The sequence below is a fragment of the Roseivirga sp. AWQ4_251 genome, assembly GCF_056158225.1.
This window is the reverse complement of the sequence record NZ_JBSWSW010000002.1, coordinates 1,129,858-1,149,480: the sequence shown is the minus strand read 5'-3', so window position 1 is coordinate 1,149,480 and position 19,623 is coordinate 1,129,858. Positions and strand designations below refer to the sequence as shown.

3 protein-coding genes are annotated in these 19,623 nt (G+C 43.4%); all 3 read left to right on the top strand.

Translation table 11 applies throughout. The features are described 5' to 3' along the window. Nucleotides 1–194 precede the first annotated feature (194 nt). Entirely contained in the window at nucleotides 195–13,808 is a 13,614-nt protein-coding gene (locus tag ACXACJ_RS19035; RefSeq protein ID WP_475136008.1) for a PKD domain-containing protein, read from the top strand. Between the two features lie 23 nt (nucleotides 13,809–13,831). Further along, entirely contained in the window at nucleotides 13,832–14,863 is a 1,032-nt protein-coding gene (locus ACXACJ_RS19030; protein ID WP_475136007.1) for a PorP/SprF family type IX secretion system membrane protein, read from the top strand. Between the two features lie 425 nt (nucleotides 14,864–15,288). Beyond that, on the top strand, nucleotides 15,289–19,392 hold the full coding sequence (gene cas9, locus ACXACJ_RS19025; protein WP_475136006.1) for a type II CRISPR RNA-guided endonuclease Cas9: 4,104 nt from the start codon (nucleotides 15,289–15,291) through the stop codon (nucleotides 19,390–19,392). The last annotated feature ends 231 nt before the right edge of the window (nucleotides 19,393–19,623 follow it).

The following is a 19,623-nucleotide window of genomic DNA, read 5'->3' as shown; positions in this document are numbered from 1 at the left end:
TTGACATTTCTCCTTCTGTCAAACATATTAAAATAATTATATTTCTAAGAGATTTACCTATCTACGTGTTTTGCTTATTTTGTACTTTTTCAAGAGAGTGGTTTACGCTAATGACCTTTGTTTTTAGAAAATAAGCCCATATTTTCGGTCTGAATTAGCGATAATTCGGGATTTCAACCTATACACCAAGAAAAATGCAGGTCACTGTTAGTAAAAAGTGGTTAATTAGAATAATTATATTATTCGTAGCTATTTTTTGCCTTAACGTCACTGCGTTTTCTCAAGGACCTACAATTACCTCCGTCTCTGTTAATAGCTGTATTGGCGAAATTTCGATTTCAGCTTCTGCCGATGTATCAGTTCTCCCTTTGACCTATGAATGGTTTGATAGTGATGGAAATCTAGTTGAATACGATGAAACTACCTTGGAAAATGCCCCGCCAGGAGTTTATACGGTCGTAGTTACTGACAAAAACGGAGATTCAGCTAGTTCTACAAATACGATAACCGATCCGCCAGACCTAGTAGGATTGGTTACCGTAAATGACGTAACCTGTAAAGGAGATAGTAATGCCCAAGTTATAATTGACATGGCGAATGGAAAAGCAGGTTTTAATTGGCAGCTATATACTACTGGGGGTAGTGCGGTTTCATCAGGTAGTGTTACAGGCACAAGAATTACTATTAATGGTCTTGGTGTTAATGATTATGAGTTAAGAGTAGAAGATACCTATACCTGTACTGGAACTATATATTTTTCTGTTACAGAACCTGCGGACTATTTGGGTTCCAGCTTGGTTTCTAGTACTGATGCCACATGTAGCGATACAGCAAGTGGAAGTTTAGAGGTTACAGGAACTGGAGGCTGGGGAGATTATGCTTACCAGTGGTATACTTTCCCAGGTGGTACTTATATCGGCAATACAGCTGCTATAACCAATCTACTTCCTGGTGATTATCGTGTTTATATCACTGATAAAAATGGTTGTGTGGTTTCACCAATTTTTACCGTGGATTCACCCACACCCATCTCTATTTCGAGAAAACTTGAGGATGTATCTTGTAATGGCGGTAATGACGGTTCTATTGAATTAACAGTAACAGGGGGTACAGGAGGCTATTCTTACGATTGGGGAGCATATGGAACCTCATCAGACTTGACTGGCCTTTCTGCAGGAACATACAACGTTACCATTACCGATGCTGCAGGTTGTACGGCTACTGCTTCATATACTGTTGATGAACCCAACGCGCTTTCTATTTCTTCTACGATTACTGATGTGGATTGCTTTGGTGATAATTCTGGCTCAGTTAACATAAGTGTTTCTGGAGGTAAAAAACCTTATAAGTATTCTTGGAGTTCGGGCGAAAAAACTCAGGATTTAAATGGCGTTGTAGCGGGAACTTACATGGTCACCGTAACAGATAAAAACGGCTGTACACAAACCGGAACTTATACTATCAATCAACCTTCTGCTATTTCCATTCAAAGCTCTACTAACATAAGCCCAACTTGTTATGGGGGTAATGATGGTATTATCAGTGTTGTAATGCAGGGAGGAACAGCTCCCTATACTTATTCTTGGGCGGGAAGTGGTTCCAATTCTTCTACAGCTTCTGGACTTTCTGCAGGAACTTACATTTTGACTGTTAAGGACGATAAGAATTGCGATTTTACACAATCCTTTACGGTTACCGATCCACCTAAAATTGCCGTTACTACGGTTTCTTCCACGGAACCTTCCTGTAATGGAATGGCAGATGGAAGCTTAACGGTTAGTGCTTCAAACGGAACAGCTCCTTACACCTATGATTGGGACACAGGTGCTTCGGGACCAACTTTGAGCAATGTTCCGGCTGGCGTTTACAAGGTAACGGTAACCGATAATTTGGGCTGTGTTGTGGAGGAATTCATCTCACTTTCTGAACCGACTTTGATCGTTTCAAACGCTGTGGTGAATGATATTAGCTGTAATGGTGAAATTGATGGAAGTATTTCATTAGCACCAACAGGTGGAACTGGAGGCTATACCTACGTTTGGGATCATGGCCCAACAACCAAAGATATTTCAGGCTTAACGGCAGGTAGTTATGGTGTTAAAATAAAGGATGGCAGCGGTTGTGAAGTATACACTTCATTTACCATTACCGAACCAGACCCTCTTCAGGTTACAATTAATTCTCAAGATGTATTCTGTAAAGGCCAATCCACTGGTTCGATTCACTTGACTCCTTTTGATGGAACGGCTCCTTATACTTTTATTTGGTCCGATAATCCCGGTATTACTTCTGAAGATAGAATTAACATTCCAGCAGGTTCATATACCGTTCGCATTACAGATGCATCAAACTGTTGGATTAAAAGAACCATTGTGATTGATGAACCCGCTACGGTTTTAGAATTGAGTGGCATATCCACGGATGTAACCTGTAATGGTTCTGCCAATGGAAGCATTGACTTGTCGGTTACAGGTGGTGATGGTCCTTATACTTATGAATGGAACACAGGCGACATAAACGATGATCTCATCAATATTGGGCCTGGTGTTTATACTGTAAAAGTAACCGATGCCAATGGGTGCGAAAAGTTCAAATCCTTCACCATAACAGAACCTGCTGCCCTTTCGGTAAATGCTTCTGGAACAGATATTACTTGTAATGGAGAAAATGATGGTTCAATTTCTTTGAGTGTTAGTGGAGGTACATCTCCTTATACTTATTCGTGGAATGATGGAAGTACTGACAGTGACAGAACTAACCTTTCCGCAGGAAATTATACAGTTACCGTTACCGATGCCAATGGTTGTCCTAATGTGCAATTTGTTACCATAAAAGAACCAGATGTTCTTTCTACTACTTATGTAACAAGCGATGTAAAGTGTTTTGGTGAATCTACGGGTGTAATCAACATTACCGTTTCAGGAGGAAATGCACCTTATTCTTTTTTATGGTCGAATGGTGAAACTAGTGAGGATCTGAATAACGTACCAGCCGGCACTTACACAGTTGATATTACTGATTCCAAGTCTTGTACAGATAGCAAAACAATCACCATCACAGAGCCTGCTTCGGCCTTATCTTTTACGCCAAGTGTTGGTCAAATTACTTGTAATGGAGAAGCAGATGGAGCAATCAGTTTAAATGTTTCAGGAGGAGTTAGCCCCTACACTTATTCTTGGTCGAATGGAAAAAATACCAAAGATTTGTCAGGATTAGCGCCCGGAACCTATTCCGTAACGATTAGAGATGCCAATTTATGTGCCGTAACGGGCTCATATACCATTACCGACCCTCCTGTGCTTTCTGTTTCAGGTATTGATACAGATATTACATGCTTTGGAGCGGATAATGGCTCGGTTGATTTAACGGTAACAGGAGGTGAAGGGCCATATACTTTCACTTGGACCACGGGAGATAATACGGAGGATGTTTCAGGCCTTGCTCCGGGAACGCATACGGTAACAGTACAAGATAGTCGTGGCTGTGTTAAAACCGCGAGCTTTGAAATCACTCAGCCTAGCGCACTCAATATTGCTTACACCACTGTAGATGTTAAATGTTTTGGTGGAAACGATGGAAGTATTGCAGTCTCGGTGACAGGAGGAACAGCACCTTACACCTACAGTTGGAGCAATGGTGAGGTGATAGACGATATTTCTGACCTAACAGCACAAACGTACAGAATTACCGTTACCGATGCCAAAGGCTGCTCAGAATTTCAAGATATTATAGTAAATCAACCTTCAGCTCCATTAAGTGCGGTAGATGTTGTTAAAGATTTAAGTTGCTACGGCTCAAACGATGGCTCTGTTCAGCTAACTGTTTCTGGTGGAACTGCACCCTACACTTACGTTTGGAGCAATGGTAAGAATACCAGAGATATTTTTGGGCTGGTGCCCGGTACTTATGTGGTCACCATTAAGGATGCGAATGATTGTACAATAACCGACAGTTATACGATCGATATGCCAGATCCTCTGGTATTATCAGGCACTAAAACGGATCTAAATTGTAATGGAGCTTTAAGTGGTAAAATCGATTTAACAGTAACCGGAGGAACAGCTCCCTACAGTTATAGCTGGAATAACGGAGAAACGACTCAAGATCTTGAAAACATTTCAGGAGGAACTTATGAGGTGTATGTTACAGATTCGAGAGGCTGTACTCAAAATAAAACCTTTACCGTAGTTGAACCACTAGCCATTGTGGCCGCGGTAAGCAAAAGTGATGTTACTTGTTTTGGCGAATCTGATGGCGCGATTAATATATCCGTTTCAGGCGGTGTTGCTCCGTACACTTATTCATGGGATAATGGAGCAATTACAAAAAACCTACCTAATATTTCAGGAGGAACATACATTCTTACGATTACCGATGCTAACGGTTGTACTAAAGTGGTTACTGAGGTTGTTGATGAACCAACTGCGCCTCTTTCGGCCTCTGGAGTACCAACTGATGTTTCCTGTTTTGGAGGCAATGATGGTAAGATTGAACTGACCGTAACCGGAGGAACAGCCCCTTATACTTATAAATGGAATCAGGGAAGCAACTTCAAAGATGTCACTGGACTTACAGCGGGCAATTATCAGGTAGAAGTTAAAGATTCAAGAGGTTGTATCGATGTGGTTTCTTTTACCATTGGCAGCCCGACTCAAATTCAGGTCACCGCTACTGTAACGGGTATAACTTGCAATGGTGATAACAATGGTGCCATTAACCTTGCTGTTTCGGGTGGTACAGGCTCCTATACCTACTTATGGTCTAATGGTGAAACTACCAAAGATATAAGCGGCTTGACCCCAGGAAATTACTCTGTTCAGATTTGGGACGATAATAGCTGTTCCATAAGTTCGGGAACTTATCAAGTTAAAGAGCCAGCAGCCATTGTTCTTAGCGTTTCAAAGATTGATGTCACCTGTTTCGGAGGAAATAACGGCTCTATCGACCTGACCATAACTGGCGGGGTTGGCGGGTATACCTACAGCTGGTCTAACGGTGAAAGCACTCAAGATTTAAGTTCTTTATCTCCTGGCACCTATTCTGTTGAGGTTTCGGATGTAAATGGATGTAAAGGAACTACATCAGTTACCATCACCGAGCCATCTGCCGCGCTTTCTGCAACGGCCATTACCGATGATGCCACCGTTTACGGAGCATCTGACGGCAGTATAGGAGTGACGGTTTCTGGCGGCACTTCCCCATATACCTATTCATGGGGCGATGGCAGTACCGATGAGGATAGGACAGGGCTTCCAGCGGGCACTTACGAAGTGCTGATCACTGATGCAAATGGCTGTACGGCTGCCGGTAGCTATACCGTATCCCAGCCCGATGAGCTTGTGCTGACGGGAGCGGCCTCCGACCTGAGCTGCAACGGGGCGAGAGATGGGAGTATTGAAATTACCGTGACCGGAGGCACCACAGCCTATACCTACCTTTGGTCCGATGGATCGACTTTGGAAGACCGTTCCGGCCTGGCCGCGGGTACGTACAGTGTAGAGGTTACAGATGCCCATGGCGATAAAAAGACCGACACCTTCACGGTTACCGAACCGGATGTTCTTAGTGTTGCTTATGTCCATGAGGATGTAAAATGCTATGGAGAGGCCGTAGGCAAGATCACTCTAACGGTAACTGGCGGCACGGCACCTTACAGCTACCTTTGGAACGATGGGAGCACGGACGCCAACAGGGAGAACCTTTTGGCGGGGAGCTACTCTGTTACGGTTACCGACAAGAACGGCTGTAGCTTTCCCGAGACCATCACAATCAACCAACCGTCTGCTGTGCTTTCGGTGACTGGTGTCCCCACCGACCTTAGCTGCTACAATGCCGGTGACGGTTCCATCACCCTAGCGGTGACTGGCGGCACTGCACCTTACACCTACCTTTGGAACGATGGCACCACCAATGCCAACAGGACCAGCCTCTCGGCAGGGATCTACAGTGTCACGGTCACCGACAATAACGGCTGTACGTTCCCTGAGACCTTTACGGTTGCCCAGCCGGATGAACTTAAGATAACTGGGATTGTAACAGATGTGAGCTGCAATGGTAATGCGGACGGCAAAGTAGATATTACGGTAACTGGAGGAACAGGGCCTTACTCCTTTAGCTGGACAGGTGGCTCCGCCACGGAAGATTTAGAAAACGCTACTGCTGGCAGTTATACCGTTACCGTTACAGACCAAAATGGATGTCCGGTAAGTGATACCTTCACGGTTACCGAACCAGATGTTCTTAGTGTTGCTTATGTCCATGAGGATGTAAAATGCTATGGCGAGGCCGTAGGCAAGATCACCCTAACGGTAACAGGGGGCACGGCACCTTACAGCTACCTTTGGAACGATGGGAGCACGGACGCCAACAGGGAGAACCTTTTGGCGGGGACCTATTCTGTTACCGTTACCGACAAGAACGGCTGTAGCTTCCCCGAGACAGTTACCATCACCGAACCATCTGCCGCGCTTTCGGTGACTGGTGTCCCTACCGACCTTAGCTGCTACAATGCCGGTGACGGTTCCATCACCCTAACGGTAACAGGCGGCACTGCACCTTATACCTATCTTTGGAACGATGGCACTACCGATGCCAACAGGACCAGCCTTTCGGCAGGGACCTACAGTGTCACTGTCACCGACAAGAACGGCTGTACGTTCCCGGAGACCTTTACGGTTGCCCAGCCGGATGAACTTAAGATAACTGGGATTGTAACAGATGTGAGCTGCAATGGTAATGCGGACGGCAAAGTTGATATTACGGTAACTGGTGGAACAGGGCCTTACACCTTTAGCTGGACTGGAGGCTCCGCCTCGGAAGATTTAGAAAACGCTACTGCTGGCAGTTATACCGTTACCGTTACCGACCAAAATGGATGTCCGGTAAGTGATACCTTCACGGTTACCGAACCTGATGTTCTTAGTGTTGCTTATGTCCATGAGGATGTAAAATGCTATGGCGAGGCCGTAGGCAAGATCACCCTAACGGTAACAGGGGGCACTGCACCTTACAGCTACCTTTGGAACGATGGGAGCACGGACGCCAACAGGGAGAACCTTTTGGCGGGAACCTACTCTGTTACGGTTACCGACAAGAACGGCTGTAGCTTTCCCGAGACCATCACAATCAACCAACCGTCTGCTGTGCTTTCGGTGACTGGTGTCCCTACCGACCTTAGCTGCTACAATGCCGGTGACGGTTCCATCACCCTAACGGTAACAGGCGGTACGGCACCTTATACCTACCTCTGGAACGATGGCACCACCGATGCCAACAGGACCAGCCTTTCGGCAGGAACCTACAGTGTCACGGTCACCGATACGAACGGCTGTACGTTCCCTGAGACCTTTACGGTTGCCCAGCCGGACCTTCTGGAGGCCACTTATACCGTTGACGATGTTACCTGCAACGGCAGTGCCGATGGCAGGATAGAGGTCAACGTGATCGGAGGCACCGCCCCTTACAGCTACCTTTGGAGTGACGGGGGTACCGGTGCCATCAGGACGGGCCTTTCGGGAGGAAGCTACAGGGTTACGATTACCGATTCGAAAAACTGCCCGATCGTCAAGGACATCACGGTAGTGGAACCGCTGGCGATCAGTGTCACACTCACAAAAACGGATGTTACCTGCTACGGTTCTTCCGATGGCAAGATCAATATTGCGGCAACGGGAGGCACAGCCCCGCTGAGCTATAAGTGGGCCCATGGCCCGACCACCAAGGACCTGGCCAACCTTTCTGGCGGTACCTACACCCTTACCATCACCGATGCCAACGGCTGTACCGAACCTGTCGTGGTTACCATCGATGAGCCTTCCTCTGCCCTGGCGGCCACGGGAACGGTGACTGATGTTTCTTGCTTTGGAGGAACTGACGGAAAGGTGGAGCTGACCGTAACTGGTGGAACAGCTCCCTATATTTACCAATGGAACAACGGCCTGAACGTTGAAGACGCCACGGGTTTATCTGCCGGTAACTATCAAGTAATAGTAACCGATCAAAGGGGCTGCAAGATCATATTGCCGTTTACCGTTGGCAGCCCTGCCCAGGTCGAGGTCAGCGGAGCCATCGGCAATGTGACCTGCAACGGAGCGGCCAACGGTTCTGTCGCCCTCACGGTTACCGGGGGAACGGGTTCCTACACCTACCTATGGTCCAACGGGGAGACCACCAGGGACATCAAAGACCTTGGCCCTGGCACTTACAGGGTTGAGATCAGGGACGGCAACGGTTGCCTGACCACAGCATCCTACGAGGTAACAGAGCCTATTGCCCTGAGCCTGTCCTACACCAAGGCGGATGTAAAATGTTATGGCGATGCCACAGGTGAGATCGGGATAACCGTAACTGGCGGGGTTGGCGGGTATACCTACAGCTGGACGGGCGACACGACAAGCACTTCAAGGAACCTTTCCAACCTAGGGGCGGGGACGTACACGGTAACGGCCACTGACGTCAACAGTTGCAGTGTCAGCCAGACCATCACCATCACCGAACCATCTGCCGCGCTTTCGGTGACTGGTGTCCCTACCGACCTTAGCTGCTACAATGCCGGTGACGGTTCCATCACCCTAACGGTAACAGGCGGCACGGCACCTTATACCTACCTTTGGAACGATGGCACCACCGATGCCAACAGGACCAGCCTTTCGGCAGGAACCTACAGTGTCTCGGTCACCGACAAGAACGGCTGTACGTTCCCGGAGACCTTTACGGTTGCCCAGCCGGATGAACTTAAGATAACTGGGATTGTAACAGATGTGAGCTGCAATAGTAATGCGGACGGCAAAGTTGATATTACGGTAACTGGTGGAACAGGGCCTTATACCTTTAGCTGGACTGGAGGCTCCGCCTCGGAAGATTTAGAAAACGCTACTGCTGGCAGTTATACCGTTACCGTTACCGACCAAAATGGATGTCCGGTAAGTGATACCTTCACGGTTACCGAACCTGATGTTCTTAGTGTTGCTTATGTCCATGAGGATGTAAAATGCTATGGCGAGGCCGTAGGCAAGATCACCCTAACGGTAACAGGGGGCACGGCACCTTACAGCTACCTTTGGAACGATGGGAGCACGGACACCAACAGGGAGAACCTTTTGGCGGGGACCTATTCTGTTACCGTTACCGACAAGAACGGCTGTAGCTTTCCCGAGACCATCACAATCAACCAACCGTCTGCCGCGCTTTCTGCAACGGCTATTACCGATGATGCCACGGTTTACGGAGCATCTGACGGCAGTATAGGAGTGACGGTTTCTGGCGGCACTTCTCCATATACTTTTAAATGGAGTAATGGAAAAATCACCGAGGACATTTCTAATCTTCAAGCGGGCATTTATGAAGTAACGGTAACTGATGCGAATGGCTGTTCTATCGATCTTCAATACACCATTTCTCAGCCTGATGCCTTGGTTCTTTCCTCTATAAAAACAAACCTAACTTGTTATGGAGCAAATAATGGATCGATTGACATTACGGTAACTGGAGGCACGGGACCTTACGCCTATCTGTGGTCAGATGGGTCCACTTTGGAAGACCGTTCTGGCTTGCCAGCTGGCTCATATAGCCTGAAGGTTACGGATGCCCATGGCGATGAAAAATCTGACAATTGGGTAATTACAGAACCTGATCTATTAAGCGTTTCATACATCCAAACCGATGTGAAATGTTTTGGCGATGCCACTGGAACCATTGACCTAACAGTAACTGGTGGCACTGCCCCTTACAGCTATGTATGGAACGATGGAAACACAGAGAAATACCGAGAAAATCTTGTTGCGGACACTTACACCGTTATGGTGACAGACGTGAATGGCTGTAATGATAGTGCGATTATTACTATTTCTGAACCAGCATCGGCATTGACGGTAACTGAGGATGTTGTTCATTTAGACTGCTACAATGCGAATAATGGTAGCATCGAATTATCTGTAACTGGCGGAACCGCTCCTTATACCTATGATTGGGGTGGTGGAATTTCTTTAGCGAAGCGCTATAATTTGCCAGCTGGAAATTATGAGGTTAGGATTGAAGACGCCAATGGTTGTGCCATAACGAAACAGTATACCATTACTCAGCCACAAGAACTTCAGCTTTCTGCCATTTCAAATAATATTAGCTGCAATGGCGCGGCAGATGGAAATATCGATATTACTGTAACTGGCGGTACAGCACCTTATACTTACGATTGGGGTGGTGGAATTTCTTTGGATGACAGAAGTGGGCTTAGCGGTGGAACCTATGCGGTGGAAGTAACTGATGCCAACGGGTGCAAAGTCAGCCAAACTTTTACGCTTTCTGAACCAGATGCACTTGTGCTTAGCTACACCCATACCGATGTTTCATGTTTCGGAGAAAGCTCAGGCTCCATTGAGCTTACGGTTTCAGGCGGTACAGCTCCTTACACTTTCAATTGGGGCGGGGGAGTTTCTACGAAAGACAGGTTCAACCTTCCATCGGGAAATTATACCGTTTTGGTGATGGATGCTAAAGGCTGTAAAGAATCTCTATCTGTCAATATTACTCAGCCGTTGGCAGCGTTATCTGTAACGGAAAGCATTGATAATCTGAGTTGTAACGAAGCCAATGATGGCTCTGTCGAACTTTCTGTTACGGGAGGTACAGCACCTTACAACTTTAAATGGAACAATGGGTCTACGGCTAAAGATCAGTATAACCTGAAAGCAGGAACTTACGAGGTTACCATCACCGATGCCCAAGGTTGTTCAGTGGTGCAAACATACACTGTGGCGTCCCCCGATCCACTTACCTCAACCAGTGTTGTCCGTCAAATAAGCTGTTTTGGTTCAGCTGACGGACAAATTAACATCAGTGTGGTCGGGGGAACGTCACCTTACACTTATAGTTGGTCTAATGGCGAAACCACTAAAGACCTTCAGAATCTCGATGTAGGAAACTACAAACTGACCATTACCGATGCCAATGGCTGTAATATTTCAGAATCTTTCCAAATCACTCAACCTCTAGAACTTAAAATCAACTATACAGCGGTAGATGTGACATGTTTTGGAGCCGATGACGGAAAGATTGTTACACAAATTTCAGGAGGAACTGCACCATACACTTATCAATGGTCCAATGGCGCATTATCTGAAAACCTTTCAGGATTGGCAGGAGGAACCTACAGCCTTACCATAACAGATGCCAATGGTTGTATCACCAAAGCAGATATCGTGATTGATGCTCCATCGGCAGCGCTTTTAGCCACAGAAACCATCGAAAATGTCACTTGTTATGGAGAATCTAACGGAAGCATTCGCCTTAATGTAACGGGTGGCACGGCTCCTTACACCTACCTCTGGAGCAATGGTTCTAGACAGCGCGACCTTACCAATATGTATGCTGGCGATTATAGAGTCACCATAACCGATGCTAAAGGATGTCAGTTTACCGCGCTTTATACCGTAGAGCAGCCAGAACTTTTGGACTTGGATTACACCGTTTCTCAGGCTTCATGTTTTGGAGATGCCGATGGCGAAATTCAGGTAACCCCTAAAGGTGGAACGGTTCCTTATTCTTATGTATGGAGCAATGGTGCTACCAGTAAAGATCTTGCAGATGTATCGGCCGGGGTATATAACCTCACCATTACAGATGCTAATAATTGTTCAATCACCACTTCAATAGAAGTGAATGATTCAGGAAACCTGAATGTAGCAGTTCAGAAAACGGACGTGTTGTGTAAGGGAGACGCCAGCGGAGCAATCGTGCTGGCTGTCACAGGAGGTAGTGGTTCGTATACCTATATGTGGGACAATGGCTCGGATAAACCTGTTTTGGAAAACGTTCCGGCAGGTGTTTATAATGTTTCGATTTCCGATGCCAAAGGGTGTACGACCACTGCTACCGTGGTGATTTCTGAACCAACCAAAGCCTTAGCGGTGGAAGTAGATCACACGCTTTCATTTGCTTGTTATGGTGAAGACTCTGGCTTCGCGAAAGCAAAACCTTCTGGAGGAACCGCCCCTTATACTTATCTCTGGAGCACTGGTGCCCGAACCCCTGAGATAGAGAATTTAAAGGCAGGTTCTTATACAGTAAGCATTACCGATGCCAATGGTTGTTTGGTTCAGCATACTTTCGAGATTACTCAGCCAGAAAAACCAGTTTCTATCAATGCTATTGGCGTGTTGCAACTTGCATGCGCTGGTGCTAATAATGGTTCTATCGAAATTGAAGCCGAAGGCGGAACCGCTCCTTATACCTACCTGTGGAGTACGGGTAGTGTTTCGAACAAAATTACCGATCTGAGAGCTGGTGAATACACCGTTCGGGTGGTAGACGCCAAAGGTTGTGTTACCGAAAGGCTCTTCTCCATTGAAGAACCAGAACCCTTGGTAATTGCGAATGCGGAAGTGAACGAAAGCCAATGTTTTGATGATAGAAATGGCTCTATCGACCTTGATGTAAGAGGCGGAACCTTCCCTTATACCTACCAATGGAGCAACGGAGCCACCACCAAAAACTTGATTGGTATTTCTTCAGGAACCTACTCCGTTCAAATTACCGATGCCCAAGGTTGCCAAGTAGAAGCTACTTATACTTTGGCTACGCCAGAAAGATTTGTATCCGATCCGTTCGTTTCTGAAATCAGCTGTCGTGGCGCCAATGATGCTTCCATTTCCCTCAATATTGAAGGAGGCGTAAAGCCATTGTCCATCCAGTGGAATACTGGTGCTTCAAGCGAAGTAATCACCGATTTGGAACCAGGCCAGTACAATGTGCTCATTACCGATGCCAAAGGCTGTACCATTCAACAAACCTTCAATATTATTGAGCCATTACCACTTATGCTCGATGCGTATATAGAAGATGCCATTCGCTGCAACGACCCCGAAAGTGGCAGAATCAATGTAATCGTAACAGGAGGAAGAGAACCTTACAAGTATCGTTGGAGCAATGGAGCTACCACTTCTGAAATTACCAATGTGTTGCCAGGAACGTATGTGGTTATCGTAACCGATAAATATGGCTGCGAAGTTCAAGGCACATATTCGGTAGACCAGCCAGAGCCATTGCGTATTGGGCTTTCTTCAGAGCGCGTTATCGACTGCGAAAACCGTATGGCGGGCATCAAAGTGAAAGCCAGTGTAACGGGAGGTTTTGGAGATTATGAATATCAGTGGAGCCGTGGAAGTAGCGTTAACAATGAGATTTTCTTAACGGAACCGGGTAGACTAAACTTGGTTGTGCTAGACGACCATGGCTGTCTTCAATCCAAAGCCATTGATATCGATATTCCAGATATTGGCACGGCCGACTATAGCTACAATTCTCAATCTATTCGCGATTTCGGAGAACCAGCAGCCAATGAGCCTATCAATTTCTATGACGAATCGCTGGGCAAAATCATCGATTGGAGTTGGGACTTTGGCGATGGTTTCGATTCAAAAGAAATTGACCCAATTCACACCTTCGATGCGCCAGGCGTTTACAATGTAACGCTTATTGCAACCGATGAAAGTGGTTGTACCACTTCTAAAATTCAGGTAATCGAAATTACAGAAGGCTACCGCATTATGGTGCCGAACGCCTTCTCGCCAAATAACGATGGTAAAAACGACTTCTTCCGTCCAGAATTCTTGGGCTTAACAACGGTTCAGTTCTCCATATTCAACACTTGGGGAGAAGTGGTTTTCAGTACGCAAGACAAGGACACCAAAGGTTGGGATGGCATGGTAAATGGCATTCCTGCCGAAAATGGCAACTATGTATATAAAATTTCAGGATTGACGCAAAATGGCCTCACGGTAAGTAGAGATGGGGTTTTTGCGCTGATCAAATAAACTCAGGCTTAACCTTTACCCACATGAAAAAGCTTTCACCTCTAGCACTGATTTTTGGGCTTTGGCTGTTGGCAAGCCCCAATGCTCAAGCCCAAGACCCACAATTTTCCCAATTTTATGCCTCGCCTATTTATCTAAATCCGGCCTTAACCGGAGCAATGGATAGGGGCCGGGTTGGTATAAACTATCGCAATCAATGGCCTTCGCTTGCGCACAGCTTTACTACACTTTCAGCTTATGTCGACTATTTTGTAAAGGACATTGAAAGCGGTGTAGGCCTGATAGTAAACCAGAATCGGGAAAGCTTTCTCAATTATCAGTCCACCGAAATTGGCGGTATTTATAGCTATAAAATGCGCATTGCCGATGGGCTGGTAATGCGTACGGGTATACAGCTTTCATACTTTCATAAAGATGTTGATTTCGAGAAACTCGTGTTTGGAAACCAAATCGACATAGCGAATGGGCAAGTAGTTGGCCCTTCGGGTGAAGTTTTCGAAAAAGGAGCAATGGTGAGTTTTATAAGTGCTTCTGCTGGTACTCTCATTTACACCAACGATATGTGGATTGGTGCTGCGGTGCATCATATCAATGAGCCCGATCAGTCTTTTATTGGGGGAGAAAGCAAGCTATCCAGAAAATACTCGGTTCATGCGGGCTATAAAATCAACCTTGGCGATGGCCGCAGGCTCAGAACCGTTTCCTATCAGTTTCAACAGCGTTCGGTAACCTTTGCGGTGAACTATAAAAAGCAGGCTGGATATAATCAGTTAGATGCCGGTATGCAGTTTTATTTTCAGCCTTTGGTGTTGGGTATGTGGTATCGCGGTATTCCCATTCAGAAGGTTTCCAATTTGGTAAAAAATGAATCGGTAATTGCGCTATTGGGTATGGAACTAAACCAAAATATTTCCTTCGGTTATAGCTATGATTTTACGGTGTCTCAATTAGCAGGTTCAACAGGTGGGGCACACGAATTCAGCTTTACCTTAAACTTTGGAAAAATCGTAAAACGCACCCGCAGAGACACTATTCTACCTTGTTTTAAGTATTAGAGCTTATAAAAAGGCATTCTTAAAATAGTTTGCCAACAAACCATCTATCATCTCAATGTGATTTTTTAGTTATTAAACAGTAATAATTTTTATATTGAAGGAGCTTGATTTTTTAATTAGCTGCAGGCTCATCTACACCAAAAAAAGAAAACCCCACGGAGTACGCAGGGTTTAAGATTTTTCTTCGGCTTATAGCCTTATTATGATTTGCTTTCAATCTAAAGATAAGAAATAAAATCAAATCACAACAAACTAACTTAGTAGTTGATTAAAAATTTAAAAGAGATAAGCAAATGCCAGAAAGAGACTTTGGACATCTATTTCGAAAAATGGTGCACCATTTTCTTTTTCTCTTTGAACAAAAATACTAGATTTATTTTATTAAGTTAGTTTACAGCCTATTTTTTTATAAAAAACAGTATATCATGATTTTAGGAATTGACCTTGGTACAAACAGTATTGGATTCGCTTTACGAAATGAGCATAAAAAAGGAAACCAAATAGTCGATAAAGGAGTGTTGCTTTTCGATAAGGGGGTAGCTTCAGAAAAGGGAAATGAATTTCCAAAGGTTCAAAAGCGTACTGAAAGCCGTGGCAAGCGAAGAAATTATCAAGCAGAAAAATATAGAAAATTTGAGCTTCTCGAATTCTTGATTTCAGAAGGAATGTGCCCTCTTTCAATCGAAGAGCTGAATAAATGGAGAAAATATACCAAAGGAGAAAAACGGCAATATCCTAATTCTGAAGCATTCATTAATTGGATCAGATTTGATTTTGATGGTGATGGTAAGCCAGATTTCCACTTATTAGGTAAATCGAAGCATGAAAGCTATTATGCTTTTAGAGCATTTGCGGCTAATGAAGCTTATAAAAAGGTTTATCAGGATAATCCTCTTCTATTGGGCCGAGTGTTTTACCAACTAGTTCAGCGTAGAGGCTTTAAGGGTAGAGATGAAGAAGAAGCTAAGACTATGTTGGAGGGCTCTAAGAAGAATAATACGCCTGGAAGAGATTCAATTGCTGACTTTATTAATGAGTACAAGACACTTGGTGCTGCACTTTATCATTTTCAAAAAGAAAAGGGCGGAAGAATTAGACAACGATATAACCTTAGAAAAGACTATGATGCAGAACTTAAGGAGATTTGTAGAGTCCAGAATCTAAATGAAAGCAAGTTTTCTCGGCTTCAAAAGGCTATAATTTGGCAGCGTCCTTTAAGAACTCAGAAGGGGCAGATTGGTCTTTGTACTTATGAGAAAAATAAAAGAAGAGTTGCGCTCAGTCACCCTCTTTATCAAGAATATAAAACTTGGGTTTTTATTAACAACCTTAAGATAGAATCACCGATAGGGATTGATCAGACTGAATATCTACAAGAGAAAATCTATCCCCTTTTTATAAGAAAGTCGGACTTTGAAGTAAGGCATATTATTGATCAACTAGAAAAAGATGGTGCTTCAATGCACTCAAAGTATGCTTTGCCCAAAATGCACAAGGTTAAAGTAGTATCGCTAGACAACTTCTATGATTTTGAACAAATCTTTGGTAAAGATTGGAGACAAGTACTACAATTTGAAGATCTGTATGACAGACCATCTCAGCCAAAAGTTAAGCAAGGTAATGGCTATTCAATTGAAGATCTCTGGCATGTTTTATTGACATTCGATAGTAAGGAGAAGCTTTATGAGTTTGCCTCCATAAAGCTTAGGCTAGATGAAAATGGGGCCAAAAGATTTTCAGAGATAAGACTGACGAGCGGCTATGCTACTTTAGGCTTATCAGCTGTAAAACGAATTCTACCTTATTTAAAGAAGGGAATTATTTACAGTACTGCTGTTTACTTAGCCAATATGCCCAAAGTTCTAGGCCTTACTGAAATTTCAGATAGTGACATAGATTATTTTATTGAGGAATTAAACGAACTAACCGCAAGTAATAGCAGAGACAAGCAACTAATTACTGTAGTTAATGGGCTTATAAAAGAGCATTTGGAAGAGGATCACCGATATTTTATTGAAAACGATCGTGATCTAGATGAAAGTGAAAAGAACAAAATTTTAGAAAAACTAAAATTACACATAGGAGAACGTAATTGGGAGAGCCTAAGTGATGAGGAAAGAGAAGCAAACCTGGCTTATGTATCTGAACACTTTCTTTCTTTTTTAAAGATACCTATTCACAACAAGCGGCATATTTTTCTTAGGACACCTAGACTTCACGAGGAACTGTTTAATGCTTTACAAATTAAATATGACCTGCCAGATGAAAATATAAAGCATTTGTGGCACCCTTCTGAACAAGAAAAATACCCAAATGCAGAGATATTTAACAAATACATACTAAGAGGCCAAGAAGTACTTATTAGTGAAAAAAGCACTCCATCCTTTGAAAAAAGGAATCCAGATGCTCAAAATGAGTATCTCTCTCTAAAGCTTTTGGGAAGTCCAGAACCGATAAGCAAAGGTTTTAAAAATCCTATGGCTCTTAAATCTCTTCACAAGCTTAAACAATTGCTGAACTATCTACTTGAGATAGGTAAGATAGATGAAGACACCCATGTTGTTGTTGAAATCGCGCGAGAACTTAATGATAATAATATGCGTGCGGCTATTAGAACTTATCAAAATCAAAGAGAACGAGAGAACACAGAATATTCTAAACAGATTGAAGAGATTAATAAGGAGTGTGGAACCGATTTTGATCCAAAGGACAGAACGCTTTTAGACAAGATTAGGCTTTGGGAAGAGCAAAAACGAAAATGTCTATACACTGGAGAGTCCATTGGAATTTGTGATGTGTTAGACGGGAATAAGTATGATTTAGAACATACTATACCTGTTAGTTTATGTTTTGACTCTGAGCTAAAAAACTTAACATTGGCAAACTCTGAGTTCAACCGGAACATCAAGAAAAAAAGACTGCCCTCACAACTACCTAATTATGATGATGTAAAAAGAAACATCAAATTCATGGAAGTCAAGGTTGATGAGTTAGACCAAGCTTTGAGAAGAAATTTACATGTTTCCAAAAGCATTACGGACAAAGCTCAAAAAGATATTTTAGTTCAAAAAAGGCACTTAATAAAGTTTGATTTAGCCTACTGGAAAGCAAAATTATATACATTCATTCGAGAGGAGTATAAGCCTCAATGGAGAAATAGTCAGTTGCGTGATACACAAACGGTAACAAAATATGCTCTCCCTTACCTAAAGACCATATTTAAAAAAGTAAGTGTAGAGAAGGGTATGGTCGTAAATGATTTTAAATACATTTTTCAAGTTCAGTTAGATCAGAAAAAAGATCGAAATAAGCACTCCCATCATGCGGTAGATGCCGCTATTCTGACTCTGATACCTGGCAGCTATCAGAGAGAAAAAATTCTCGAAGCATACAATTTGGCAAAAGAGAAGAATCTGAAGTACCATATAAAACCTGCCAATTGGAAGGATTTCAATGCTTCATATATTATCAATATTGAGAATGAGGTCTTGGCTAACAACCTTGTTGATGACAGAACACTTACTTCAACTTTTAAAAAGGCGAGAAGAAGGGGAAAGATTGTCAAATCTTTAGACGGAAGGATTAAATGGGATAAAGGAGATACCATTCGAGGTCAACTGCACAGCGAATCTTTTTATGGAGCCGTTAAACAGCCCATAAGAGATCAGCACAATAAAATCATTTTCGATGAAAGCAATAGAATGGTTTTGGACAATGAAATCAGACTTGTTAAAAGAAGAGACCTGAAATTTAAAGGCCCTAATGACACCGATGGATTTAAGAGTTTAGATGACCTTGAAAAGGTAATTGTAGATAAAGCTCTATTCGAACAAATTCAGTTACAAATAGGAGACACAGGGTTTAAGGATGCTTTAGAGAGTGGTATCTATATGTTGGACAAAACAGGTAAGCCTGTTAATCGAATAAGAAGAGTAAGATGTTTCGAGACCAACCTAAAGCATAAATCTGCTATTGAAGTTCATGAACATTCATTCTCATCCAAGTTTGAATATAAAACACATACTTTTTCTAAAAATGAACAAAATGCATGCTGTCTCTTCTATGAAGGAACAATTAAGAATAAAACGGAAAGATCAATCTTAATTATTAGTCTTTTTGAACTCTCCAAATTGGGATTAAAAAGCTCAAGAGATTTCTATCAGATTCCTTACTATGCTACACTGGAATTGAGAAAGGGTGTTTTGCCACTGAAGACAGTTTTGAAAAGTGGAGATAAGGTAATTTTTTATAAGGACTCTTTAGACGAGTTAAGGGATTTAGATAAAGAGGTTCTTTTACAAAGGCTCTATAGAGCGTATCAATTTGAATCCGATGGACGAATAAGGTTTCGTCATCATCTATTAGCTGGAGACTTGACACAAGCTAAAAAGATTTATCCTGAAGTCTCTAGCCTCTCGTTTAGCAAATATAAACCGCTTTTAAGGTTAACGAAATCTCAATGGAATTTTGCTATTGACGGAGAAGATTTTGAAATAAAAATTGATGGAAGTATTTCATGGATAAAATAGAATGGTTACATCCTCTAACTCGCCTTTAGGAAAGTTCGAAACTTTCCTAAAGTTAATGTAAAGCACATGCTTTGATTAAAAGCGGAGGCCTAAACCTTGGAAGTGTTTAAAACCTCAACATGTGTTGAATAAAGAGTTTGAAGATAGGTAGTAAGAAAACATGGAGTCTTAGAATTCTAGCTTGGTCGAATTGAAAAAATGCTGTAGGGAAGATCTGGTTATTAGCTTTTG